This is a genomic window from Stenotrophomonas sp. YJH_SMC_19, assembly GCF_059367915.1.
The window spans coordinates 167,242-188,838 of record NZ_JCAFRI010000006.1 but is presented as its reverse complement, the minus strand read 5'-3'; the positions used below and the strand labels follow the sequence as shown (position 1 = coordinate 188,838).

Annotated in this window: 22 protein-coding genes; 11 read left to right on the top strand and 11 right to left on the bottom strand. The window is 65.9% G+C overall.

Translation table 11 applies throughout. The annotated features are described in order from the left end of the window. Positions 1–134, top strand: a 134-nt coding sequence (locus AC5P5R_RS09450) for an integrase core domain-containing protein (protein WP_139338732.1), incomplete at its 5' end; no start/stop codon positions are given. A gap of 104 nt (positions 135–238) precedes the next feature. On the opposite strand, the gene AC5P5R_RS09445 is transcribed toward AC5P5R_RS09450, so the two are convergent. Then, a complete protein-coding gene (locus tag AC5P5R_RS09445; protein ID WP_076739610.1) occupies positions 239–1,351 on the bottom strand; it encodes a PLP-dependent cysteine synthase family protein in 1,113 nt (370 codons plus the stop codon). Between the two features lie 125 nt (positions 1,352–1,476). On the opposite strand from AC5P5R_RS09445, the gene gloA reads away from it, so the two are divergent. Together gloA and AC5P5R_RS09435 are read left to right on the top strand one after the other, a co-directional pair. After that, on the top strand, positions 1,477–1,995 hold the full coding sequence (gloA, locus tag AC5P5R_RS09440; RefSeq protein WP_076739611.1) for a lactoylglutathione lyase: 519 nt from the start codon (positions 1,477–1,479) through the stop codon (positions 1,993–1,995). Positions 1,996–2,089: 94 nt separating this feature from the next. After that, a complete protein-coding gene (locus tag AC5P5R_RS09435; RefSeq protein ID WP_005414534.1) occupies positions 2,090–2,518 on the top strand; it encodes a VOC family protein in 429 nt (142 codons plus the stop codon). Between the two features lie 67 nt (positions 2,519–2,585). Here AC5P5R_RS09435 and AC5P5R_RS09430 read toward each other — a convergent pair whose 3' ends face one another. Both AC5P5R_RS09430 and glmS read right to left on the bottom strand, forming a co-directional pair. After that, positions 2,586–3,017, bottom strand: a complete 432-nt coding sequence (locus AC5P5R_RS09430) for a CBS domain-containing protein (RefSeq protein WP_012481312.1) — start codon at positions 3,015–3,017, stop codon at positions 2,586–2,588. 446 nt (positions 3,018–3,463) lie between these two features. Continuing rightward, the gene (gene glmS, locus AC5P5R_RS09425; protein ID WP_005414535.1) at positions 3,464–5,302 is read right to left on the bottom strand and encodes a glutamine--fructose-6-phosphate transaminase (isomerizing); all 1,839 of its coding nucleotides are present in this window, start codon (positions 5,300–5,302) and stop codon (positions 3,464–3,466) included. 203 nt (positions 5,303–5,505) lie between these two features. Here glmS and AC5P5R_RS09420 point away from each other — a divergent pair, with 203 nt between their 5' ends. From AC5P5R_RS09420 to AC5P5R_RS09390, 7 genes are all read left to right on the top strand, one after another. Beyond that, the gene (locus tag AC5P5R_RS09420; RefSeq protein WP_005414536.1) at positions 5,506–6,783 is read left to right on the top strand and encodes an efflux RND transporter periplasmic adaptor subunit; all 1,278 of its coding nucleotides are present in this window, start codon (positions 5,506–5,508) and stop codon (positions 6,781–6,783) included. Positions 6,784–6,818: 35 nt separating this feature from the next. Then, positions 6,819–7,544: an ABC transporter ATP-binding protein gene (locus tag AC5P5R_RS09415; RefSeq protein ID WP_005411118.1), complete on the top strand. Its 726-nt coding sequence runs from the start codon at positions 6,819–6,821 to the stop codon at positions 7,542–7,544. A gap of 10 nt (positions 7,545–7,554) precedes the next feature. Next, the gene (locus AC5P5R_RS09410; protein WP_043035642.1) at positions 7,555–8,853 is read left to right on the top strand and encodes an ABC transporter permease; all 1,299 of its coding nucleotides are present in this window, start codon (positions 7,555–7,557) and stop codon (positions 8,851–8,853) included. 20 nt (positions 8,854–8,873) lie between these two features. Next, positions 8,874–10,091, top strand: coding sequence for an ABC transporter permease (locus tag AC5P5R_RS09405; protein ID WP_100438904.1), 1,218 nt, complete (start codon positions 8,874–8,876; stop codon positions 10,089–10,091). Positions 10,092–10,107: 16 nt separating this feature from the next. Next, positions 10,108–10,485, top strand: a complete 378-nt coding sequence (locus AC5P5R_RS09400; RefSeq protein ID WP_024957071.1) for a PDZ domain-containing protein — start codon at positions 10,108–10,110, stop codon at positions 10,483–10,485. A gap of 123 nt (positions 10,486–10,608) precedes the next feature. Then, a complete protein-coding gene (locus AC5P5R_RS09395; protein WP_043035649.1) occupies positions 10,609–11,955 on the top strand; it encodes a sigma-54-dependent transcriptional regulator in 1,347 nt (448 codons plus the stop codon). Next, complete coding sequence (locus AC5P5R_RS09390) at positions 11,952–13,304, top strand: sensor histidine kinase (protein ID WP_005414539.1); 1,353 nt, start codon at positions 11,952–11,954, stop codon at positions 13,302–13,304. Before AC5P5R_RS09395 ends, AC5P5R_RS09390 begins: the two co-directional genes overlap by 4 nt. 56 nt (positions 13,305–13,360) lie before the next feature. On the opposite strand, the gene AC5P5R_RS09385 is transcribed toward AC5P5R_RS09390, so the two are convergent. Together AC5P5R_RS09385 and glmU are read right to left on the bottom strand one after the other, a co-directional pair. Beyond that, a complete protein-coding gene (locus AC5P5R_RS09385; RefSeq protein ID WP_012481317.1) occupies positions 13,361–13,894 on the bottom strand; it encodes a GNAT family N-acetyltransferase in 534 nt (177 codons plus the stop codon). Beyond that, on the bottom strand, positions 13,863–15,230 hold the full coding sequence (gene glmU, locus AC5P5R_RS09380; protein ID WP_012481318.1) for a bifunctional UDP-N-acetylglucosamine diphosphorylase/glucosamine-1-phosphate N-acetyltransferase GlmU: 1,368 nt from the start codon (positions 15,228–15,230) through the stop codon (positions 13,863–13,865). Before glmU ends, AC5P5R_RS09385 begins: the two co-directional genes overlap by 32 nt. A gap of 84 nt (positions 15,231–15,314) precedes the next feature. Here glmU and AC5P5R_RS09375 point away from each other — a divergent pair, with 84 nt between their 5' ends. Beyond that, entirely contained in the window at positions 15,315–15,698 is a 384-nt protein-coding gene (locus AC5P5R_RS09375; protein ID WP_043035645.1) for a GtrA family protein, read from the top strand. 337 nt (positions 15,699–16,035) lie between these two features. Here the strand turns inward: AC5P5R_RS09375 and AC5P5R_RS09370 are convergent, their stop codons facing one another. From AC5P5R_RS09370 to AC5P5R_RS09345, 6 genes are all read right to left on the bottom strand, one after another. Next, entirely contained in the window at positions 16,036–16,458 is a 423-nt protein-coding gene (locus AC5P5R_RS09370) for a F0F1 ATP synthase subunit epsilon (protein WP_005411127.1), read from the bottom strand. Positions 16,459–16,571: 113 nt separating this feature from the next. Further along, the gene (atpD, locus tag AC5P5R_RS09365) at positions 16,572–17,978 is read right to left on the bottom strand and encodes a F0F1 ATP synthase subunit beta (RefSeq protein WP_005411128.1); all 1,407 of its coding nucleotides are present in this window, start codon (positions 17,976–17,978) and stop codon (positions 16,572–16,574) included. A gap of 37 nt (positions 17,979–18,015) precedes the next feature. Then, the gene (gene atpG / locus AC5P5R_RS09360) at positions 18,016–18,879 is read right to left on the bottom strand and encodes a F0F1 ATP synthase subunit gamma (RefSeq protein ID WP_005411129.1); all 864 of its coding nucleotides are present in this window, start codon (positions 18,877–18,879) and stop codon (positions 18,016–18,018) included. Positions 18,880–18,976: 97 nt separating this feature from the next. After that, complete coding sequence (gene atpA, locus AC5P5R_RS09355) at positions 18,977–20,524, bottom strand: F0F1 ATP synthase subunit alpha (RefSeq protein WP_100438905.1); 1,548 nt, start codon at positions 20,522–20,524, stop codon at positions 18,977–18,979. A gap of 44 nt (positions 20,525–20,568) precedes the next feature. Further along, positions 20,569–21,096 carry a F0F1 ATP synthase subunit delta gene (locus tag AC5P5R_RS09350; protein ID WP_005411131.1) on the bottom strand — a complete coding sequence of 176 codons (528 nt, stop codon included), beginning with the start codon at positions 21,094–21,096 and terminating at the stop codon, positions 20,569–20,571. Between the two features lie 2 nt (positions 21,097–21,098). Continuing rightward, entirely contained in the window at positions 21,099–21,569 is a 471-nt protein-coding gene (locus tag AC5P5R_RS09345) for a F0F1 ATP synthase subunit B (RefSeq protein WP_005419512.1), read from the bottom strand. Positions 21,570–21,597: the final 28 nt, after the last annotated feature.

Here is a 21,597-nt window from a genome sequence, read left to right as displayed (position 1 = left end):
CCTCGGACCAGCGCAATTCCGTGCTGACCCAATGGCTGCACCACTACAACTGGCACCGCCCTCACATGGGGATCGGTGGCCAGCCACCTATTTCCAGAGTCCTGCTGAACAACGTGGTGGGTTTACACAGTTAGTCGACTTTCGCGCGCAGCGCGGGATTTTCGCGACCTGAACCTGGAGCAGTCGACTAACAGTCGACTCTCCCCAGCCGACGCACAGCCGGCCGTGCGTTGCCGCGTTACAACGCTTCCAGGCTGCACCACGGCAATTCGGGCAGTCCCTGCCCGGCCACCGCCGCCGCCAGTTGCGCATCGGCGCCGTCGACATCGATGCCCTGGCGCGCGTACCACGACGGGTCGTAATAGCTCTGTGCATAGCGCTCGCCGCTGTCGCACAGGATGCTGACGATGCTGCCGCGGTGGCCCGCCTCGCGCATCCACTGCGCAGCCTGCAGCACACCGATGAAGTTGGTGCCGGTGGAACCACCGACACGGCGGCCCAGCTGGCGGCTGACATGGCGCATCGCGGCCAGGCTCAGCGCATCGGGCACCTTCACCATCGCATCGACGCTGGTCGGGATGAAGCTCGCCTCTACCCGCGGCCGGCCGATGCCTTCCACGCGCGAGCCGCCGCTGCAGGTCAGGCCGCGCCAATCCTGCTCGCCGGCCACGGCGGCTTTGTAGCCGTCGAAGAACACCGACACTTCCGGGTCCGCGCACAGGATGCGGGTGTCATGCCGGCGGTAGCTGACATAGCGGCCCAGCGTGGCTGCGGTACCGCCGGTGCCCGGGCTGCACACGATCCACTCCGGAATCGGGCTGGGCTCCTCGGCCATCTGCTTGAAGATGGATTCGGCGATGTTGTTGTTGGCACGCCAGTCGGTGGCGCGCTCGGCATAGGTGAACTGGTCCATGAAGTGGCCACCGGTTTCACGTGCCAGCCGTTCCGATTCGCAGTTGAGGTCGCAGGCACGCTCGACCAGGTGGCAGCGCCCGCCATGGAATTCGATCGCCGCAATCTTCTCCGGCGAGGTCGTGGCCGGAATCACCGCGATGAACGGCAACCCGAGCAGGCGCGCGAAATAGGCTTCGGAGACGGCGGTCGAGCCGCTGGAGGCCTCGATCACCGGACGCCCTTCACGCAACCAGCCATTGGCCAGCGCATACAGGAACAGCGAGCGCGCCAGCCGGTGCTTGAGGCTGCCGGTGGGATGGCTCGACTCATCCTTCAGGTACACATCGATGCCCTCGAACCCGGGCAGTGCCAGCGGGATCAGGTGGGTATCGGCGGAGCGGTTGAAATCGGCTTCGATCTTGCGGATGGCGGCGGCCACCCATTCACGCTGCGACATGGCGGGCAATCGTTGTCAGGATGGAACGGTTCGATCCGGCCATTGTACGTCGCGGTGCGGTCAGGTGCCGGTCGCTAGAATGGGACCATCCGGCCGGCAACGGCCCTGCCTGAAGGATCTCTCCCATGACCATTCCCGCCCTGCGCGATGTCCCCGGCGTCGCCGCCCAGGCCCCGGCCGAAACCACCGGCTTCGTGTTCAACCACACCATGCTTCGCGTGAAGGACATTACCGCTTCGCTGGACTTCTACACCCGCGTGCTCGGCTACCAGCTGATCGACAAGCGCGACTTCCCCGAGGCCCAGTTCAGCCTGTACTTCCTGGCCTATGTGCCCGCTGGCGTCACGGTGCCGGAAGATGACAACGCCCGCCGCCTGTGGATGGCCGGGCTGCCGGGCGTGCTGGAACTGACCCACAACCACGGCACCGAAACCCAGGACGGCGCGGTCTACCACGACGGCAACAGCGACCCGCGCGGCTTCGGCCACATCTGCGTGTCGGTGCCGGACATCGAGGCCGCCTGCCAGCGCTTCGAGGACCTCGGCGTGACCTTCCAGAAGCGCCTGACCGACGGACGCATGAAAAACCTGGCCTTCATCAAGGATCCGGACGGCTACTGGGTCGAGATCATCGCCAACGTCTGACCCGAAAAGGGGACGGAGGGGATTAAGTCGTTTCTGGCATTATTGGGCTGGAAGCGACTTAATCCCCTCCGTCCCCTTTTTCTGCGAGGTTGGTATGGAAACGATGGAACTGCACCGCGGCCGCCTGATCGACCACATCCAGCTGGTAGTGCGCGACCTGGCGGCCAGCCGCCGCTTCTACCAGGCGGTGTTCGATACGATCGGCATCCCAATCGCCGGTGAAGGCGATGACTACTTCTGGGCCGATGAGCTGTTCATTTCCAGCGCCAGCAGCACGGCCGCCGCCGGCCAGCTGACCGGCCGCCACCATCTGGCCTTCCAGGCCCGCGACAGCGCCACCGTCGATGCCTTCCATACCGCCGCGATCGCCGCCGGCGGCACCGACAACGGCGCGCCCGGTGAACGCCCTTACCACCCGGGCTACTACGGCGCGTTCGTGCTCGACCCGGATGGCAACAACATCGAAGTGGTCTACCACGGCCCAGCCAACTACAGCGCCGACTCGGTGAAGGTTACTTTCTGATTTCACCGATGCCGTGAACGAAGAAGCCGGGAAATGCCCGGCTTCTCTGCTTCCAGCGCTGCAGCCCTCAGTGGGCGGCCATGTAGATGTCCTGCAGCACGGCCTTTTCCAGCTCCAGCTCGCCCAGCAGGTTCTTCACGATGTCGCCCAGGCTGAGGATGCCGACCAGACGAGTGCCTTCGGTGACCATCAGATGACGGCGCCGCGAGTACGTCATCAACGACATGGCCTGCTTCAGGGTGGCCTCCGGGGCGATGCCCTCCAGGCCGGTGGACGGCAGGCTGGAAATCACCCGGCGGCCGGCCTGCGGGCCGTCGTCGGCCAGGGTACGCACGATGTCCTTCTCGGAAATGATGCCGACCGGGGCATCGTCCTTCATCACCACCAGTGCAGCGATCCTGTGCGCGCTCATCTTGTGGGCGGCGGCACCGATGGTGTCTTCGGCATCGATGGTGATGACAGCTTCTTTCTTGGATTGCAGGAGTTCGCGGACGTTCATTCTTGTTTCCTGGTGCAGGTCACTGAAGTCAAAAAGTGTGCTCTTCCGATACGCCCCCTCCCCGGGAACAGACCTTTCAGCGCACGTCTGGCGCACCCGGCTGCCGCTTGGAACGGATCGGCAGACGACGTGCTGCAACGCGAACGAGGTGGGCTCAACCGCTCAACCCGGACCTCGGTCAAATCGATTCTACGACTGCGACCATCGGTCACTACCGGCATCGATAGGACAGTTCGTCGTGGGAACCAACCGACGATCCAGAGAATGGCACCGCGGCTGAAACCGCCGCTGAATACACGCGATGCTACGCGTTAAAGATTGATTGCCTGCTGCCGACGGTGGACAGAACACCCTGTCGCTGTCCCACTTGCCGCTGCCACCGGCACAAACGAAAGGGGGCCCACACGGCCCCCTTCGCTTGCAACCTCCAACCGAGCTGACGGGTGTTACTCCACCGTCACGCTCTTGGCCAGGTTGCGCGGCTTGTCCACGTCGGTGCCGCGCGCCAGCGCGGTGTGGTAGGCCAGCAACTGCACCGGAATGGTGTGCACGATCGGGCTGAGCACGCCGGCATGACGCGGCGTACGGATCACGTGCACGCCTTCGGACTCGTTGAAGTTGCTGTCCTGGTCGGCGAACACGAACAGTTCACCGCCACGCGCGCGCACTTCCTGCATGTTCGACTTCACCTTCTCCAGCAGGCTGTCGTTCGGCGCGATCACCACCACCGGCATGTCCTCGTCCACCAGCGCCAGCGGGCCATGCTTCAGCTCGCCTGCCGGGTAGGCCTCGGCGTGGATGTAGGAGATTTCCTTGAGCTTGAGCGCGCCTTCCAGCGCGATCGGGTAATGCAGGCCACGGCCCAGGAACAGCGCGCTGCTCTTGCGTGCGAAACGCTCGGCCCACGCAGCGATCTGCGGCTCCATGTTCAATGCGTGCTGCACGCTGCCCGGCAGGAAGCGCAGCTGCTCGAGGTAGTCCGCTTCCTGCGCCGCGTCGATGCGGCCGTGCAGCTTGCCCAGCACCACGGTCAGCTGGAACAGGGCCGCCAGCTGGGTGGTGAAGGCCTTGGTCGAGGCCACGCCGATCTCGGCACCGGCACGGGTGTAGCACACCAGTTCGCTGGCGCGCGGAATCGCACTTTCCGGCACGTTGCAGATCGACAGCGTGTGCTTGTGGCCGAGCGACTTGGCGTACTTCAGCGCTTCCATCGTATCCAGCGTTTCGCCGGACTGGGAGATGGTGACGATCAGATGCTTCGGGTTCGCGTAGGCCGCGCGATAGCGGTACTCGCTGGCGATCTCCACGCTGCACGGAAGGCCGGCGATGGCTTCGATCCAGTAGCGCGCGGTCAGGCCGGCGTAGTAGCTGGTGCCGCAGGCGATGATCTGCACACCCTCGATGCCCGACAGCACCGCTTCGGCGTTCTTGCCGAACAGCCCGGCCGGGAAACCACCGGCGTCGATCGCCGCCTCGATGGTGTCGCCCAGCGCGCGCGGCTGCTCGTGGATCTCCTTCTGCATGAAGTGGCGGTACGGGCCCAGCTCCAGCGATGCCAGCGACACATCGGACAGATGCACGTCGCGCTCGATCGGCCGGTCGTGCTCGTCGAAGATGCGCACGCCATCGCGACGGATCTCGGCGGTATCGCCCTCTTCCAGGAAAATGACCTTGCGGGTGGCCGAGATCACCGCCGAGACGTCGGAGGCAACGAAGTTCTCGCCCTCGCCCAGGCCGATCAGCAGCGGGCAGCCCATGCGCGCGCAGACGAAGCGCTCCGGCTCGGCGCGGCTGACCACGGCCAGCGCGTAGGCGCCGGTCAGTTCCTTCACCGTGTGCTGCAGCGCCACCAGCAGGTCGTCGCCATCCTTCAGGTGGTGGTGGATCAGGTGTGCGATGACTTCGGTATCGGTCTGCGACTCGAAGGTGTAGCCCAGCGCGCGCAACTTCTCGCGCTGCTCTTCGTGGTTCTCGATGATACCGTTGTGCACCAGCGCCACGCCCTGGCTGATGTGCGGATGCGCATTGGCCTCGGTGACACCACCGTGGGTGGCCCAGCGGGTATGGCCGATGCCCAGCACCGCGTTGAAGCCCTCGGCCTCGGCCGCCGTGGCCATTTCCGACACTCGGCCGGTACGACGCACGCGACGCACCTCCGACCGCTCGGCATGGTCGATCACCGCGATACCCGAGGAATCGTAACCACGGTACTCAAGGCGCTTCAGACCCTCGATCAGCACCGGCACTACGTCGCGATCAGCGATCGCACCCACGATTCCACACATGTCACGCGTTTCCTTGAAGACGATTGTCGCATTCTAGCCTGCGTGCCCGGCTTCCCCCTCCTGTCCGCTTAATGAAAGTGTCCGGAAAGGTGTCCGCGGACACCCGGACACTTCACATCAAGCCCCAACCCCTTGACCCATAAGGAATTAAAGTTGGCACGCTACGTGCTTGGTACTGGCTACCACCGTCAGGCACGCACCCGATGATCCGCGACACTTCCGCCCAGGACCAGATCGTTTCCTCCGCTCCGGCCAGCGCTCCGCGCGCCAACTGGCTCCGTTACCGTTGGCCGGCGCTGGGCACGATCGCCCTGCTCGCCGGCATCGGCTGGGCCGTGCACGCCTGGTCCAACGCCAGCCGCTCCTTCGACAGCAGCCGCGTGCGCATCGCCGAAGTGAAGCGGGGCGACCTGGTCCGTGACATCGCCGCCGACGGCCGCGTGATCGCCGCCAACAGCCCGGTTCTGTATGCCATCTCTGCGGGCACCGTGGACCTGAAGGTGGTCGCCGGTGACGTGGTGAAGAAGGGGCAGGAGCTGGCGGTCATCGACAGCCCCGAACTGCGCAGCAAGCTGGCCCAGGAACAGGCCACCCTGGCCGGCCTGGAGGCCGAGGCCAGCCGTGCCGCGCTGGACGCCACCCTGGCCCGCGCCAAGTCGCGCAAGGAAACCGACCAGGCCACCATCGAACGGCAGGCCGCCGACCGCGACCTGCAGCGCTACCAGCGCGGCTACGACGGCGGGGCGGTGCCGCAGATCGACCTGGCCAAGGCCAAGGACTCGCTGAAGAAGGCCGACATCACCCTGGCCAACGCCACCACCGATGCCCGCCTGCAGAGCCAGGGCGCGGATCTGGATGCCCGCAACAAGCGCCTGCTGGCCGATCGCCAGAAGGCGGTGGTGGCCGAAGTACAGCGCCAGGTCGATGCGCTGACGCTGCGTGCCCCGTTCGATGGCCAGGTCGGCCAGGTGCAGGCGGTGCAGTCCACCAACCTGGCCGCCAATGCCCCGGTGCTGGGCGTGGTCGACCTGTCCAAGTTCGAAGTCGAGATCAAGGTGCCGGAGAGCTTCGCCCGCGACCTGGCGATCGGCATGCCGGCACAGCTGACCGGTGGCAACGGCCAGCCGTTCCCGGGTGAGATCAGCGCGGTGTCGCCGGAAGTGGTCAACGGCGAGGTCAATGCCCGCGTGCGCTTTGCCAGCGCGCAGCCGGAAGGCCTGCGCCAGAGCCAGCGGATGTCGGTGCGCGTGCTGCTCGATACCCGCAGGAACGTGCTCAAGGTCGAGCGCGGCCCGTTCGTCGAACAGGGCAATGGCATGGCCTACGTGATGGATGGCCGCACCGCCGTGCGCCGTCCGGTGGAACTGGGCGTCAGCAGCCTGGGCGAAGTGGAAATCAAGTCGGGTGTGCAGCCGGGCGACCGCATCGTGGTCTCCGGCAGCGACCTGTTCAAGGACGCCGAACGCGTCTCCGTCAACTGATACCTGATACCTGAATCCTGGAGAGAGGACACCCCATGTACATGCTCGAAATGCGTTCGGTCGCCAAGGTCTTCCGCACCGAACAGGTGGAAACCCACGCACTGCGCTCGCTGGAACTGCAGGTCAAGGAAGGTGAGTTCGTCGCGGTCACCGGCCCGTCCGGCTCCGGCAAGACCACCTTCCTCAACATCGCCGGCCTGCTGGAAACCTTCACCAGCGGTACCTACATGCTGGACGGCCAGGACGTGAGCACGCTGGGCGACGACGCCCGCAGCCGCCTGCGCAACCAGAAGATCGGCTTCATCTTCCAGGGCTTCAACCTGATCCCCGACCTGAACCTGTTCGACAACGTCGACGTTCCGCTGCGCTATCGCAGGATGAGCGCCAACGAGCGCCGCGAACGCATCGAGAAGGCACTGACCCAGGTCGGCCTGGGCTCGCGCATGAAGCACTATCCGAATGAACTGTCGGGTGGCCAGCAGCAGCGCGCGGCCATCGCGCGTGCGCTGGCCGGCAGCCCGCGCCTGCTGCTGGCCGACGAACCGACCGGCAATCTGGATACGCAGATGGCCCGGGGCGTGATGGAGCTGCTGGAGGAGATCAACGCCGCCGGCACCACCATCGTGATGGTCACCCACGACCCGGAACTGGCCGCGCGTGCGCAGCGCAACGTGCACATCGTCGATGGCCAGGTGACCGACCTGGTGCGCGAGCCGGTGCTGGCCACGCCGTTGCGCCACATCGTCGCCGTCAACGAGTGAGGGCCCGACCATGTTCGCCTACTACGCCCGATTGGCGGCGCGCAGTTTCCGCCGCAACAAGGTCCTGACCGCGCTGATGGTGATCGCCATCGCGCTCGGCATCGGCGCCTCGATGACCACGTTGACCGTATTCCACGTGCTGTCCGGCGACCCGATTCCGGGCAAGAGTGACCGCCTGTTCTACGTGCAGCTCGATGCCGCGACCGGCGCCTATGTCGCCGGCGAGGAACCGGAAACCCAGCTGACCCGCTTCGACGGTGAAGCGCTGCTGCGCGAGGCCAAGGGCGAGCGCCAGGCGCTGATGAGCGGCGGCGGCGGCACCATCGAACCGGACAACAGCACGCTCAAGCCCTTCAGCATCGACACCCGCTGGACCTCGGCCGATTTCTTCCCGATGTTCGAGGTGCCCATGCAGTACGGCCGCCCCTGGACGCGCGAGGACGATGAAGGCCGCGCACGCGTGGTGGTCATCTCCAAGGCGCTCAACGACAAGCTGTACCAGGGCGCCAACAGCGTGGGCCGCGACCTGCGCATGGAAGGCCAGAGTTACCGCATCGTCGGCGTGATGAAGGAATGGAGCCCGGAGCCGCACTTCTACGACCTGACCACCGGCAGCTACGGCAAGAACGAAGACCTGCTGCTGCCGATCTCCACCTCGTTCGACCTGAAGCTCGGCAACAACGGCAACATGAACTGCTTCGGCGAAAACCCGGACGGCAACAGCTACTCGCTCAATGCACCGTGCGCGTGGCTGCAGTACTGGGTGGAAATGGACCCGGCCAAGGCCGGCGACTACCGCCGCTACCTGGAGAACTATTCGACCCAGCAGCGCGAGGCAGGCCGCTTCAAGCACCCACCGAACGTGCGCCTGCGCACCGTGATGGAATGGCTGGACTTCAATGGTGCCGTGCCCAGCGACGTGCGCCTGCAGCTGTGGCTGGCGCTGGGCTTCCTCGGTGTCTGCCTGGTCAACACGGTAGGCCTGCTGCTGGCCAAGTTCCTGCGCCGCAGTGGTGAGATCGGCGTGCGCCGTGCACTCGGTGCCAGCCGTGGCCAGATCTTCCTGCAGTGCCTGGTGGAAGCCGGCGCGGTGGGCGTGGTCGGTGGCGTGCTGGGTATCGGCCTGGCCCTGCTTGGCCTGTTCGCGGTGCGCCAGCAGCCGGTGGAATACGCAAAGCTGGCCCACCTGGACGGCAACATGCTGCTGCTCGCGCTGGGCCTGACCCTGTTCGCCAGCCTCGCCGCCGGATTCCTGCCCGCCTGGCGCGCGATGCAGGTCACCCCGGCCATCCAGCTCAAGTCGCAGTAAGCACCTGAACGAGGACTCCCATGGACATCCGCCCCATCCTCAGCACACTGCGCCGGCACAAGACCGCTGCCGCTCTGATCGTGCTGGAAGTCGCACTGACCTGCGCCATCGTCTGCAACGCGCTGTTCCTGGTCAGCCAGCGCGTGGAGAAAATCAGCATGCCCAGCGGTATCGCCGAGAGCGAACTGGTGATGCTGCGCGTCAGCGGCATCGGCAAGCAGACCGACGCCATGTCCCGCACCCGCGAGGACCTGGCATCGCTGCGCGCGATTCCCGGCGTCAGCAACGTCACCATCATCAACCAGGTTCCCTTCCGCAACGGCTCCTCCAGCAGCAGCATCTCGCGGGTGATCGACCAGGAACGGCCGACCACCAACGCTTCGATGTACACCCTGTCCGAGAACGGGCTGGGCACGATGGGCATCAATCTGATCGCCGGCCGCGATTTCCTGCCCGACGAGTACCAGAACTTCGAAGACGTCAGCAAGGGTGGCGCCAAGGAAAAGGCCATCCCGGTCATCCTCACCCAGGCCACCGCCGCCAAGATGGAGCCCAACGGCAGCGCCCTGGGCAAGACCTACTACATGGGCAAGCAGTCGCTGCATGTGGTCGGCATCGTAGACACGCTCAGCACACCCAATGGCTGGAATGACAACTGGACCAACTCGATGCTGCTGCCGATCCGGGTCAGCTTCGACAAGGGGGGCACGTACGTGTTGCGCACTTCGCCGGAACGCCGCCAGGAGGTGCTCGATGCCGGTGCCGCCGCGCTGGAGCGCAATGACCCCAACCGCCTGATGCGCGACAAGCTGACCTATGAAGACCAGCGCAAGGACTTCTTCAAGAACGACCGCGCGATGGTCGGCCTGCTGATCACCGTCAGCATCTCGCTGCTGGTGGTCACCGCGCTGGGCATCATCGGCCTGGCCAGCTTCTGGGTGCAGCAGCGCAGCAAGCAGATCGGCATCCGCCGTGCGCTGGGCGCCACCCGCGGGCAGATCCTGCGCTACTTCCAGACCGAGAACTTCCTGCTGGCCTCGCTGGGCATCGTGCTGGGCATGCTGGCCGCGTACGCGATCAACCTGGCCCTGATGAACCTGTACGAGCTGCCGCGCATGCCGCTGTACTACCTGCCGCTGGGTGCGCTGCTGCTGTGGATACTGGGCCAGATTGCGGTGTTCGGTCCGGCACGGCGTGCGGCGGCGGTACAGCCTGCGGTCGCCACGCGGGGCGCGTGAGATGCGTGCCTGCGCGATGTGCCTGATGCTGCTCCTGCCCCTGCCGGCGCTGGCCGGTGGTGGCAGCGCACAGACGCTGGAATGGCGCCGCGATGGAGCGCGGCTGTCGCTGCGCTCGACCGAAGGCCAGGTGCATGTGGAGGCCGCCAGCCCGGAAGTGCGCTTCGGCGTGCGCAGTGGCGATCGCATCCTCCGCGTGGACGACACGGCGGTGCGCCGGGTTGAACATCTGGCCGAGGCACTGCGCCATTCCCACGCGGCCAGCGCCTATCTGTTGCTGCGCCGCGACAAGCGCGAACTGACGGTGGCGGTCAACGCCGCTGCGTGGCGACAGGCATTGGAGGTCCCGCCACCACCCGCGCCACCACCTCCGCCAGCCCCACCCGGGCGCTGAGCATCATCCGCTCCTGCACGGCCACAGGTTTGGCTATGCTTGATGGGTGGCGCCGGGCTCTCCCGGTGCGTGGACACGAACGGCTCCATCGGCGCCGCCCATCCCTTTCTGCAGAACCGCTTGATGCCTGCGATCCTGATCATCGACGACAACGCCAGCGTGGGTACTGCGCTGGACGTGCTGTTCTCCCTGCACGACATCGACACCCTGCAGGCGCACACGCCCGCCGATGGGCTGGCCCTGCTCGAGTCGCAGCCGGTCGATCTGGTGATCCAGGACATGAACTTCAGCGAGGACACCACCTCCGGTGAGGAGGGCGAAGCGTTGTTCGCGCAGATCCGTGCGCGCCATCCGGACCTGCCGGTGATCCTGCTGACCGCCTGGACCCACCTGAGCAGTGCAGTGGACCTGGTCAAGGCCGGTGCGGCCGACTACCTGGCCAAGCCCTGGGACGACCGCAAGCTGATGACCACGGTCAACAACCTGCTGGAACTGTCCGAGGCACGCCGCGAACTGGACCGGCGCCGCAGCCGTGAACTGCACCAGCGCAACGCGCTGGAAGAGAAGTACGACCTGTGCGGCGCGGTCTTCGCCGACCCCGCCAGCGAGCGCGTCATCGCCCTCGCCTGCCAGGTCGCACGCTCGGAACTGCCGGTACTGATCACCGGCGCGAACGGTGCCGGCAAGGAGAAGATCGCGCAGATCATCCAGGCCAATTCGCTGGTGGCCAAGGGCCCGTTCGTGGCGGTCAACTGTGGCGCGTTGCCCTCGGAACTGATCGAAGCCGAACTGTTCGGTGCCGAGGCCGGTGCGTATACCGGCGCCAACAAGGCGCGCGAAGGCAAGTTCGAGGCCGCCGATGGTGGCACCCTGTTCCTGGATGAGATCGGCAACCTGTCGCTCGGCGGGCAGATGAAGCTGCTGCGCGTGCTGGAAACCGGCCGCTTCGAGCGCCTGGGTTCCAACCGCGAGCGCCAGGTCAAGGTCCGCGTGGTCAGCGCGACCAATGCCGACCTGCCGGCGATGATCCGCGAGGGTACCTTCCGCGAAGATCTCTATTACCGCCTCAACACGGTGGAACTGGTGCTGCCGCCGCTGGCCGAACGCCCGGGCGACATCGTGCCGCTGGCCGAGCGATTCCTGACCGCTGGCAAGCCGCTGTCCAGCGCCGCCACCGCAGCACTGCAGCGGCACCCCTGGCCAGGCAACGTGCGCGAGCTGCGCAACGTGATCCAGCGTGCCGAACTGCTGGCCACCGGCAACCGCATCGAAGTGGCCGATCTCAACCTGCCGCGCGCAGCCGTCGTACCACGACCGGCACCCAGCGCAGGCAATGATCCCGACCGCACACGCATCGAGGATGTGCTGGCGCGCAACCATGGCGTCATCGCCCAGGCTGCCGCCGAGCTCGGCCTGAGCCGCCAGGCGCTGTACCGGCGCATGGACCGCCACGGTATTCCACGCGAATGAAGCGGCGCTCGTTCACTTTCCGCCTGTTCCTGCGCCTGCTGCCGGTGCTGGCACTGGCTGCGGCACTGCCGTGGCTGCTGGCCTACTGGATGGACCATGGCTGGGTGGTGACCACGGTGTCGGCGCTGATCCTGCTGTCGCTGATGTGGTGGACGCTGCGTCGGGCCACCGCCCCGGTGCGGTCACTGATGCGGGCCCTGGCGGGCACCACCAGCAGCTATCGCGACGGCGAATACAACTTCGGCGTGCACTGGCCCGGCAATGACGAGCTCGGCGACCTGGTGCAGGCACACCGGGAGCTGGGTGATGTACTGCGTGAGCAGCGGCAGGGCCTGGTGCAACGTGAGCTGCTGCTGGACACCATGGTGCAGAATACGCCGGTTGCGATGCTGTTGATCGCCTCCGGCGGTGATGGCATCGCCCGCGTGGTGTTCTCCAACCTGGCCGCGCGCAAGCTGCTGCACGGCGGTTGGAAGCTGGAAGGCCAGCGCCTGGAAGACGTGCTGGAACAGGTGCCGGTGGAACTGCGCGATGCCATCGCCCGTGGCGGTGACAGCCTGTTCGCGGTGCACGCCGAGGGGGAGGACGGCGATGAGGATGACGAGCAGGTCTATCACCTCTCGCGGCGTGCCTTCCAGCTCAACGGTCGTCCGCACGACCTGCTGCTGGTGCGCCTGTTGACCGCCGAGCTGCGCCGCCAGGAAGTGCAGACCTGGAAGAAGGTGATCCGGGTGATCAGCCACGAGCTCAACAACTCACTGGCGCCGATTGCTTCGCTCGCCCATTCCGGCGGCGTGCTGGTGCAGCGTGAGCGCTTTGACCGGCTGCCCGAGATCTTCACCACCATCGAGGACCGCGCACGCCACCTGGAAGGCTTCATCCGTGGCTATGCGCGCTTTGCCAAGCTGCCACAGCCGCAGCTGCAGACCGTGCACTGGGCGCCGTTCCTGTCCAGCCTGCGCCAGCAGATCCCGTTCGGCATGGAACGTGAGCCGGACGAGGAGCTGAGCAGCCGCATCGACATCGCGCAGTTCGGGCAGGCGTTGTTGAACCTGCTGAAGAATGCGCACGAAGCCTGCGCTGAAGCCGAGCCGCCCAACGACGATGTGCAGGTACAGCTGACCCGGCTGCCGCAGTGGCTGCGCCTGGACGTGCTTGACCGCGGCAAGGGCATGAACGAGCAGGTGCTGCAGAACGCACTGATGCCGTTCTATTCGACCAAGCGCAATGGCACCGGGCTGGGGCTGGCGCTGACGCGGGAGATCGTGGAGGCCCACGGCGGACGGGTGTCACTGCAGAACCGCGGCGATGGCGGGTTGTGCGTGTCGATCCTGCTGCCGGTGGGTTGAGCGGACCGATCGGGTAGATCCACGCGATGCGTGGATATGCCGACCGAGGTCGGTACCTACCAGGCCTGCCGCATCGCCACGCGTAGATGCATCGGAAACCCCAGCGCGGCCTCTTCGGCCATCACCGCCTGCAGCCCTGCACCCCACTCCGCCTCCGGTGCGGCGACGAACCCTTCACTGGCATAGAAGGCCGCATTCCACGGCACGTCGGACAACGTGGTCAGCACGGCCGAGCGATAGCCTTTCGCCCGGGCCTGTACCAATGCATGGCGCAACAACGTGCGCCCATGACCTTGCCGCGCGTGTGCAGGATCCACATCCATCTGCAGCACGTGGAACTCACCTGCCAGTTCGCCGGCAAGCAGATAGCCGGCGATGCCACCGTCTGCCGCATCCACCACCCACAGCTGCCCGCGTTCAAGGCCATCCTGTAGTGTCGGCAGGTCCAGGCCATGCCCGGCGAACACCGGATAGGCCTCATGGCCCCTCAACACCTCGCCGGCGCGCTGCTCGATGCCGGGCAGCACACCGAGTTCATCGGCGCGGGGAACACGGGGCTCAGGACTTCTTGAGCGGGCGCTTCCAGCCATCGATGGTTTCCTGTCGGGCACGCGCCAGTGTCAGCTTGCCGTCCGGCGCGTTGCGGGTGATGACCGAACCGGCGGCAATGGTCGCGCCGTCGCCAATGGTCACCGGTGCCACCAGCGAACTGTTGGAGCCGATGAACGCGTTGTCGCCGATGGTGGTGGTCGACTTGTTCACGCCATCGTAGTTGCAGGTGATGGTGCCAGCGCCGATGTTCACCTTGCTGCCGATCACCGCATCGCCCAGGTAGGTGAGGTGATTGGCCTTGCTGCCCACACCCAGCGTGACCTTCTTGGTCTCGACGAAGTTGCCGACGTGCACGCCATCGGCCAGCACGGTGCCCGGTCGCAGGCGCGCGAACGGGCCGATCTGCGCGGCGCCCTCGGTAACCACGCCCTCCAGATCGCAGTGCGCACGCACGTCGGTGCCCGGCCCAAGGTTGACGTCCTTCAAACGGTTGAACGGACCGACGGTGACGCCGTCGCCGAGCACCACCTTGCCCTCGAGCACGACATCGACGTCGATCAGCACGTCGCTGCCCACGGTGACAGTGCCGCGGATGTCGAGCCGGGCGGGATCGCGCACGCGCGCCCCCTGTGCGCACAGGGCCCGCACCGCACGACGCTGCCAGGCACGCTCCAGCTGCGAAAGCTGCCAGGGGTCGTTTGCCCCTTCGGCCTCCTGCGCGTCGGCCACCAGCGCCATTTCGGCCGGCGTGTATTCATGGGCGGCAAACGCAAAGACATCGGTGAGGTAGTACTCGCCCTGTGCATTGCTGTTGGAAAGCTGCGACAGCCACCGGCGCAGCGCAGTCGATTCGGCGGCGATGATGCCGGTATTGATCGTGCGCACGCGCAGCTGGTCATCGGTGGCGTCCTTCTGCTCGATGATCGCGCCAACCTTGCCCTCGGCATCGCGCAGCACGCGGCCATATCCGGTCGGGTCATCGACATCGGCCACCAGTACCGCCAGCCGGCCCGGCTGTGCGAGCAGGTCGCGCAGGGTCTGCGCACGGATCAGCGGCACGTCGCCGTACAGGACCAGCACCTGCGCCAGGTCGGGAACCTGGGGCATCGCCTGCGCTACCGCGTGGCCGGTGCCGAGCTGCTGTGCCTGCTCGGCCCATTGCAGGTCGGGCTGGCCGGCGAAGTACTGGCGCACCGCCTCGCCGCCATGGCCATGGACCACGTGGATCGCCGCCGGCTGGAGCTCACGGGCCGCGTCGATCACGTGCGCCAGCATCGGCTGGCCCGCGATCGGCTGCAGCACCTTCGGCAGCACCGACTTCATGCGCTTGCCTGCGCCGGCGGCGAGGATGATGACGTGCAGGGGTTGGGTCATGGGAACGGCGGTCCGTGGTTCGTTGCCGGTGATTCTAGAGCGTGCGCCGTTAACATGGGCATCCCTCCTCCCTTCGCCATGCCGATGAGCCTCGTCCGCCAGGGAAGCGCCTACCTCTTCATCGGGCTCGTGCAGCTGCTGCTCGACTGGCTCGTGTTCGTGGTCACCACCGCGCTCGGCATGCCCGTGGCGCCGGCCAACATCGCCGGGCGCCTGGCCGGCATGCTGCTGGGCTTCTGGCTCAACGGCCGCTACACCTTCGCCGAGGCCGGCACCCGCAAGCTGGGATGGAAGCGATTTGCACGCTTCTTCGGCCTATGGCTGCTGCTCACCGTGGCGAGCACATTGCTGGTGAGCCTGGTGGACCACGCGCTGGGCCTGCAGTACACCTGGCTGGCCAAACCGCTGGTGGAAGGCGGCCTGGCGTGTGTGTCGTTCCTGCTGATGCGGTACGTGGTGTATCGCTGAGACGGCACCAGGATCGGGATCGGGATCGGGGACCGGGACCGGGACCGGGACCGGGACCGGGACCGGGACCGGGATCGGGATCGGGGACCGGGATCGGTGATCGGGATCGGGATCGGGACTGGGGACCGGGACTGGGGACCGGGACTGGGGACCGGGACTGGTAGAGTCGACTGGTAGTCGACTAACGCTCGCAGCGCGGGATTTTCGCGGCCTGAACGTAGAGCAGTCGACTAACAGTCGACTCTACCCAGTCGAATCCACCCGGTCGACTCTACCCAGCCACCCGAACAAAAACGCCGGCGCAGGGCCGGCGTTTTCGTGGATGCAGCGCGGAACCTCAGTGCTTGAGGGTCTTGCGCAGGCGTTCCAGGGCCTGCAGCTGGACGACGGCTTCGGCCAGCTTCTGCTGGGCTTCGGCCACTTCCATGGCTTCACCGCGGTTGGCCAGGATGCGCTCGGCTTCTTCCTTGGCCTTGCGGACCGAGGCTTCGTCGATGTCCTGCGCGCGGATCGCGGTGTCGGCCAGCACGGTCACCACCTGCGGCTGCACTTCCAGGATGCCGCCGGAAATGGCGAAATCCAGCTGCTCGCCATTCGGCGTGGTCACCACCACCTTGCCCGGCTTCAGGCGGGTGATCAGCGGCGCGTGCTTGGGCGCGATGCCCAGTTCGCCCAGCTCACCGGTGGCCACGACCAGGGTCGCTTCGCCACGGAAGATTTCCTGCTCGGCGCTGACGATGTCGCAACGGATCGTGCTCATGCAAATCTCTTCGCTGTTCGCGGCGGCGCAATGCCACCGTGGGAGTCCACCGGCGCGGGCGGTTGCCCGGCGCCGGCGTCAGGTCGGGCAGGATCGCTCCCACCCGCCCCGGATCAGGCCTTCTCGGCCATCTTCTTGGCCTTCTCGACCGCTTCTTCGATGCCGCCGACCATGTAGAACGCCTGTTCCGGCAGGTGGTCGTACTCGCCATCGACGATGGCCTTGAAGCCACGGATGGTGTCCTTCAGCGGCACGTACTTGCCCGGCGAACCGGTGAACACTTCAGCCACGTGGAACGGCTGGCTGAAGAAGCGCTCGATCTTACGGGCGCGCGACACGGCCTGCTTGTCCTCTTCGGACAGTTCGTCCATGCCCAGGATCGCGATGATGTCCTTCAGTTCCTTGTACTTCTGCAGGGTCTGCTGGACGCGCTGGGCGGTGTCGTAGTGCTCATGGCCGATGACCAGCGGGTCCATCTGGCGGCTGGTGGAGTCCAGCGGATCGACGGCCGGGTAGATACCCAGCGAGGCGATCGAACGCGACAGGGTGACGGTCGAGTCCAGGTGGGCGAAGGTGGTCGCCGGCGACGGGTCGGTCAGGTCGTCCGCGGGAACGTAGACGGCCTGGATCGAGGTGATCGAACCGTTCTTGGTCGAGGTGATGCGCTCCTGCAGGACGCCCATTTCCTCGGCCAGGGTCGGCTGGTAACCCACGGCGGACGGCATGCGGCCCAGCAGTGCCGACACTTCGGTACCGGCCAGGGTGTAGCGGTAGATGTTGTCGACGAACAGCAGGACGTCCTTGCCCTTGCCGTTTTCGTCCTTCTCGTCGCGGAAGTACTCGGCCATGGTCAGGCCGGTCAGGGCGACGCGCAGACGGTTGCCCGGCGGCTCGTTCATCTGGCCGTACACCATCGCCACCTTGTCGAGGACGTTGGAGTCCTTCATTTCGTGGTAGAAGTCGTTGCCCTCACGGGTACGCTCACCCACGCCGGCGAACACGGACAGACCGCTGTGCGCCTTGGCGATGTTGTTGATCAGCTCCATCATGTTGACGGTCTTGCCGACGCCGGCGCCGCCGAACAGGCCGACCTTGCCGCCCTTGGCGAACGGGCACATCAGGTCGATGACCTTGATGCCGGTTTCCAGCAGTTCGGTGGCCGGGGACTGGTCTTCGTACGACGGGGCCGCACGGTGGATTTCCCAGCTGTCGCTGGCGGCCACCGGGCCGGCTTCGTCGATCGGACGACCGAGCACGTCCATGATGCGGCCCAGGGTGCCGGCGCCGACCGGCACCGAGATGCCACGGCCGGTGTTGACGGCAACCAGGTTGCGCTTCAGGCCGTCGGTGGAACCGAGGGCGATGGTACGCACCACGCCGTCGCCCAGCTGCTGCTGGACTTCGAGGGTGATCTCGGTGTTTTCCACCTTCAGTGCGTCGTACACCTTCGGCACCGATTCACGCGGGAATTCGACGTCGACGACCGCGCCGATGATCTGAACGATCTTGCCCTGACTCATTGCTGCATCCTCTAATGTGTGCTTTGAACGAACGCGGTCAGACTGCTGCCGCGCCGCCGACGATTTCGGAGATTTCCTGGGTGATCGCTGCCTGGCGCGCCTTGTTGTAGACGAGCTGCAGGGTGCCGATCAGCTTGTTGGCGTTGTCGCTCGCCGCCTTCATCGCAACCATGCGTGCCGCATGCTCGGAGGCGACGTTTTCCAGCAGTGCCTGGTACACCAGCGACTCGATGTAACGCGTCATCACGTGCTCGAGCACGGTCGCGGCATCGGGTTCGTACAGGTAGTCCCAGTCGTGGTGAGCGACCTGCTTCTCAGCCGGCGGCAGCGGCAGCAGCTGATCGAAGCTGGCCTTCTGCACCATGGTGTTCACGAAGCGGTTGTATACCAGGTACACGCGGTCGATCTTGCCTTCGGTGAAGGCGTCGAGCATGACCTTGATCACACCGATCAGCGATTCCAGCTTCGGCACGTCGCCGATGTGGGTCACGCTGCCGACCATGTTGACCTTCACGCGGCGGAAGAAGGTCGAAGCCTTCTGGCCGATGGTCACCAGGTCCACTTCCGCACCCTTGTCCTGCCATGCCTTGGCTTCGCCCAGCATCTTGCGGAACAGGTTGTTGTTCAGGCCGCCGGCCAGGCCGCGATCGGAGGAGATCACGATGAAGCCGACCCGCTTGACCTGCTCACGCTCGACCAGGAACGGATGCTGGTAGTCGGTGCTGGCCTGGGCCAGGTGACCGATCACCTGCTTCATCGCCTGCGCGTACGGACGCGAGGTCTTCATCCGATCCTGCGCCTTGCGGATCTTGGAGGCCGAGACCATTTCCAGGGCGCGCGTCACCTTGCGGGTGTTCTGCACGCTCTTGATCTTGGTTTTGATTTCGCGTCCGCTTGCCATCTCTTGTTTCCCGTGGCGCGGGGCTGCTGCCCCGCGTTGTTCAACCGTTTGTCATCTGGTCCAGCGGAGCCAGCGGCTCCGCTCTACAGGACCGCGATTACCAGCTGCCGGTGGTCTTGAACTCGGCGATGCCCTTCTTGAAGGCACCTTCGATGTCGTTGTCCCAACCGCCGGTGGCGTTGACCTTGCTGACCAGCTCGCCCTGGGTGTTGGCGAAGTGGGCGTGCAGGCCTTCTTCGAACGCCAGCAGCTTGTTGACCGGCACGTCGTCGAGGAAACCCTCGTTGACGGCGTAGATCGACAGTGCCTGGTTGGCGATCGACATCGGCGCGTACTGCTTCTGCTTCATCAGCTCGGTGACGCGCTGGCCACGCTCCAGCTGCTTGCGGGTCGCTTCGTCCAGGTCCGAGGCGAACTGCGCGAACGCAGCCAGCTCGCGGTACTGGGCCAGCGAGATACGGATGCCGCCGGACAGCTTCTTGATGATCTTGGTCTGGGCCGAGCCACCGACGCGCGACACCGAGATACCGGCGTTCACGGCCGGGCGGATGCCGGCGTTGAACAGGTCGGTTTCCAGGAAGATCTGGCCGTCGGTGATCGAGATCACGTTGGTCGGAACGAAGGCGGACACGTCGCCGGCCTGGGTTTCGATGATCGGCAGCGCGGTCAGCGAACCGGTCTTGCCGGTGACCTTGCCTTCGGTGAACTTCTCGACGTACTCCTCGGACACGCGGGCAGCGCGCTCGAGCAGACGGGAGTGCAGGTAGAACACGTCACCCGGGTAGGCTTCACGGCCCGGCGGGCGCTTCAGCAGCAGCGAGATCTGGCGGTAGGCGACAGCCTGCTTGGACAGATCGTCGTACACGATCAGCGCGTCTTCGCCGCGGTCCATGAAGTACTCACCCATGGTGCAGCCCGAGTAGGCGCTGATGTACTGCATGGCAGCCGATTCGGAAGCGGTCGCGGCCACCACGATGGTGTGGGCCAGCGCGCCGTTCTCTTCCAGCTTGCGCACGATGTTGGCGATGGTCGAAGCCTTCTGGCCGATCGCAACGTACACGCACTTGATGCCGGTGCCCTTCTGGTTGATCACGGCATCGATCGCCATCGCGGTCTTGCCGGTCTGGCGGTCGCCGATGATCAGCTCGCGCTGGCCACGGCCGATCGGGATCATCGAGTCGACCGACTTGTAGCCGGTCTGCACCGGCTGGTCGACCGACTTGCGCCAGATCACGCCCGGCGCAACACGCTCCACCGGAGCGGTCAGGTCGGTGCCCAGCGGGCCCTTGCCGTCGATCGGCTCGCCCAGCGCGTTCACGACGCGGCCCAGCAGTTCCGGACCGACCGGCACTTCCAGGATGCGGCCGGTGGTCTTGGCGACGTCGCCTTCGCGCAGGTGCTCGTAGTCACCCAGCACCACGGCGCCGACCGAGTCGCGCTCCAGGTTCAGGGCCAGTGCGAAGGTGTTGTTCGGCAGTTCGATCATTTCGCCCTGCATCACGTCGGCCAGACCGAAGATGCGCACGATGCCGTCGGACACGCTGGTCACGGTGCCTTCGTTGCGCGATTCCGCGGCCAGCTTGACCTTCTCGATGCGGTTCTTGATCAGTTCGCTGATTTCGGAGGGGTTGAGCGTGGTTGCCATCGTCAAGTCCTAGTGCCGGCAGCGGGGCCGGACGTTAAATGAATTCAGTTAGCGAGCGCGGTCTGCAGACGGGCCAGCTTGCCCTTCAGCGAACCATCGATGACCACGTCGCCGGCGTCGATCACGGCGCCGCCGATCAGCGAGGCATCGACCGCGGTGGTCACGTCGACCTCGCGGTTGAAGCGCTTGCGCAGCGCGACCTTGATCGCGTCCAGCTCACCGGCCGACAGTTCGGCGGCCGAGGTGACGGTGGCCTTGACCACGTGCTCGGCTTCGGCGCGCAGGGCGTCGAACATGCCGGAAATCTCCGGCAGCAGCGGCAGACGATGCGATTCGGCCAGGATGGCCAGGAAGCGCGAGTAGGTCTCGCCGTGGGACACCGGCGCCAGCAGGGCGACGGCGTCGTCACGACCCAGCTCCGGGTTGGCGAGCAGGGCCGCCACGCGCGGGTCGGCGGCGACGTGGGCGGAGAACGCCAGGGCGTCCGACCACGGCGCGAACGCGCCTTCGTCGCGCGCGGTCGCGAACGCGGCGCGGGCGTACGGGCGGGCAAGCGTGAGGGCCTGGCTCATCCTTAGATCTCCGAGGCCAGCTCGTCGAGCAGCGCCTTGTGGGCGTTGGCGTCGATTTCGCGCTTGAGCAGCTTTTCGGCACCGGTCACGGCCAGCGCGGACACCTGCTTGCGCAGATCTTCACGGGCACGGTTGGCGGCGGCGTCGATTTCAGCCTGGGCCAGTTCCTTCTGACGGGTGGCTTCGGTGATCGCTTCGTTACGGGCAGCATCAACGATCTGGTTGGCACGCGCGTGGGCCTGATCGATGATCTCGTTGGCCTTGGTGCGTGCTTCCTTCAGCGCTTCGTTGACCTTCTCCTGCGCCTGGGCCAGATCTTTCTGGCTGCGGTCGGCAGCAGCGAGGCCTTCAGCAATCTTCTGCTGGCGCTCTTCGATCGCGTTCATCAGCGGCGGCCAGATCTTGGTCGCGATGATCCAGATCAGACCAGCGAAGGCCAGCGCCTGCGCAAGAAGGGTGAAATTGATATTCATGGTTAGCTCGATCGCTGGTTTCGGGGTG

Coding starts and splice junctions, on each gene's coding strand:
- AC5P5R_RS09445 (WP_076739610.1), bottom strand. CDS start 1,351: ATGTCGCAGCGTGAATGGGTGGCCGCCGCCATCCGCAAGATCGAAGCC.
- gloA (WP_076739611.1), top strand. CDS start 1,477: ATGACCATTCCCGCCCTGCGCGATGTCCCCGGCGTCGCCGCCCAGGCC.
- AC5P5R_RS09435 (WP_005414534.1), top strand. CDS start 2,090: ATGGAAACGATGGAACTGCACCGCGGCCGCCTGATCGACCACATCCAG.
- AC5P5R_RS09430 (WP_012481312.1), bottom strand. CDS start 3,017: ATGAACGTCCGCGAACTCCTGCAATCCAAGAAAGAAGCTGTCATCACC.
- glmS (WP_005414535.1), bottom strand. CDS start 5,302: ATGTGTGGAATCGTGGGTGCGATCGCTGATCGCGACGTAGTGCCGGTG.
- AC5P5R_RS09420 (WP_005414536.1), top strand. CDS start 5,506: ATGATCCGCGACACTTCCGCCCAGGACCAGATCGTTTCCTCCGCTCCG.
- AC5P5R_RS09415 (WP_005411118.1), top strand. CDS start 6,819: ATGTACATGCTCGAAATGCGTTCGGTCGCCAAGGTCTTCCGCACCGAA.
- AC5P5R_RS09410 (WP_043035642.1), top strand. CDS start 7,555: ATGTTCGCCTACTACGCCCGATTGGCGGCGCGCAGTTTCCGCCGCAAC.
- AC5P5R_RS09405 (WP_100438904.1), top strand. CDS start 8,874: ATGGACATCCGCCCCATCCTCAGCACACTGCGCCGGCACAAGACCGCT.
- AC5P5R_RS09400 (WP_024957071.1), top strand. CDS start 10,108: ATGTGCCTGATGCTGCTCCTGCCCCTGCCGGCGCTGGCCGGTGGTGGC.
- AC5P5R_RS09395 (WP_043035649.1), top strand. CDS start 10,609: ATGCCTGCGATCCTGATCATCGACGACAACGCCAGCGTGGGTACTGCG.
- AC5P5R_RS09390 (WP_005414539.1), top strand. CDS start 11,952: ATGAAGCGGCGCTCGTTCACTTTCCGCCTGTTCCTGCGCCTGCTGCCG.
- AC5P5R_RS09385 (WP_012481317.1), bottom strand. CDS start 13,894: ATGGCTGGAAGCGCCCGCTCAAGAAGTCCTGAGCCCCGTGTTCCCCGC.
- glmU (WP_012481318.1), bottom strand. CDS start 15,230: ATGACCCAACCCCTGCACGTCATCATCCTCGCCGCCGGCGCAGGCAAG.
- AC5P5R_RS09375 (WP_043035645.1), top strand. CDS start 15,315: ATGAGCCTCGTCCGCCAGGGAAGCGCCTACCTCTTCATCGGGCTCGTG.
- AC5P5R_RS09370 (WP_005411127.1), bottom strand. CDS start 16,458: ATGAGCACGATCCGTTGCGACATCGTCAGCGCCGAGCAGGAAATCTTC.
- atpD (WP_005411128.1), bottom strand. CDS start 17,978: ATGAGTCAGGGCAAGATCGTTCAGATCATCGGCGCGGTCGTCGACGTC.
- atpG (WP_005411129.1), bottom strand. CDS start 18,879: ATGGCAAGCGGACGCGAAATCAAAACCAAGATCAAGAGCGTGCAGAAC.
- atpA (WP_100438905.1), bottom strand. CDS start 20,524: ATGGCAACCACGCTCAACCCCTCCGAAATCAGCGAACTGATCAAGAAC.
- AC5P5R_RS09350 (WP_005411131.1), bottom strand. CDS start 21,096: ATGAGCCAGGCCCTCACGCTTGCCCGCCCGTACGCCCGCGCCGCGTTC.
- AC5P5R_RS09345 (WP_005419512.1), bottom strand. CDS start 21,569: ATGAATATCAATTTCACCCTTCTTGCGCAGGCGCTGGCCTTCGCTGGT.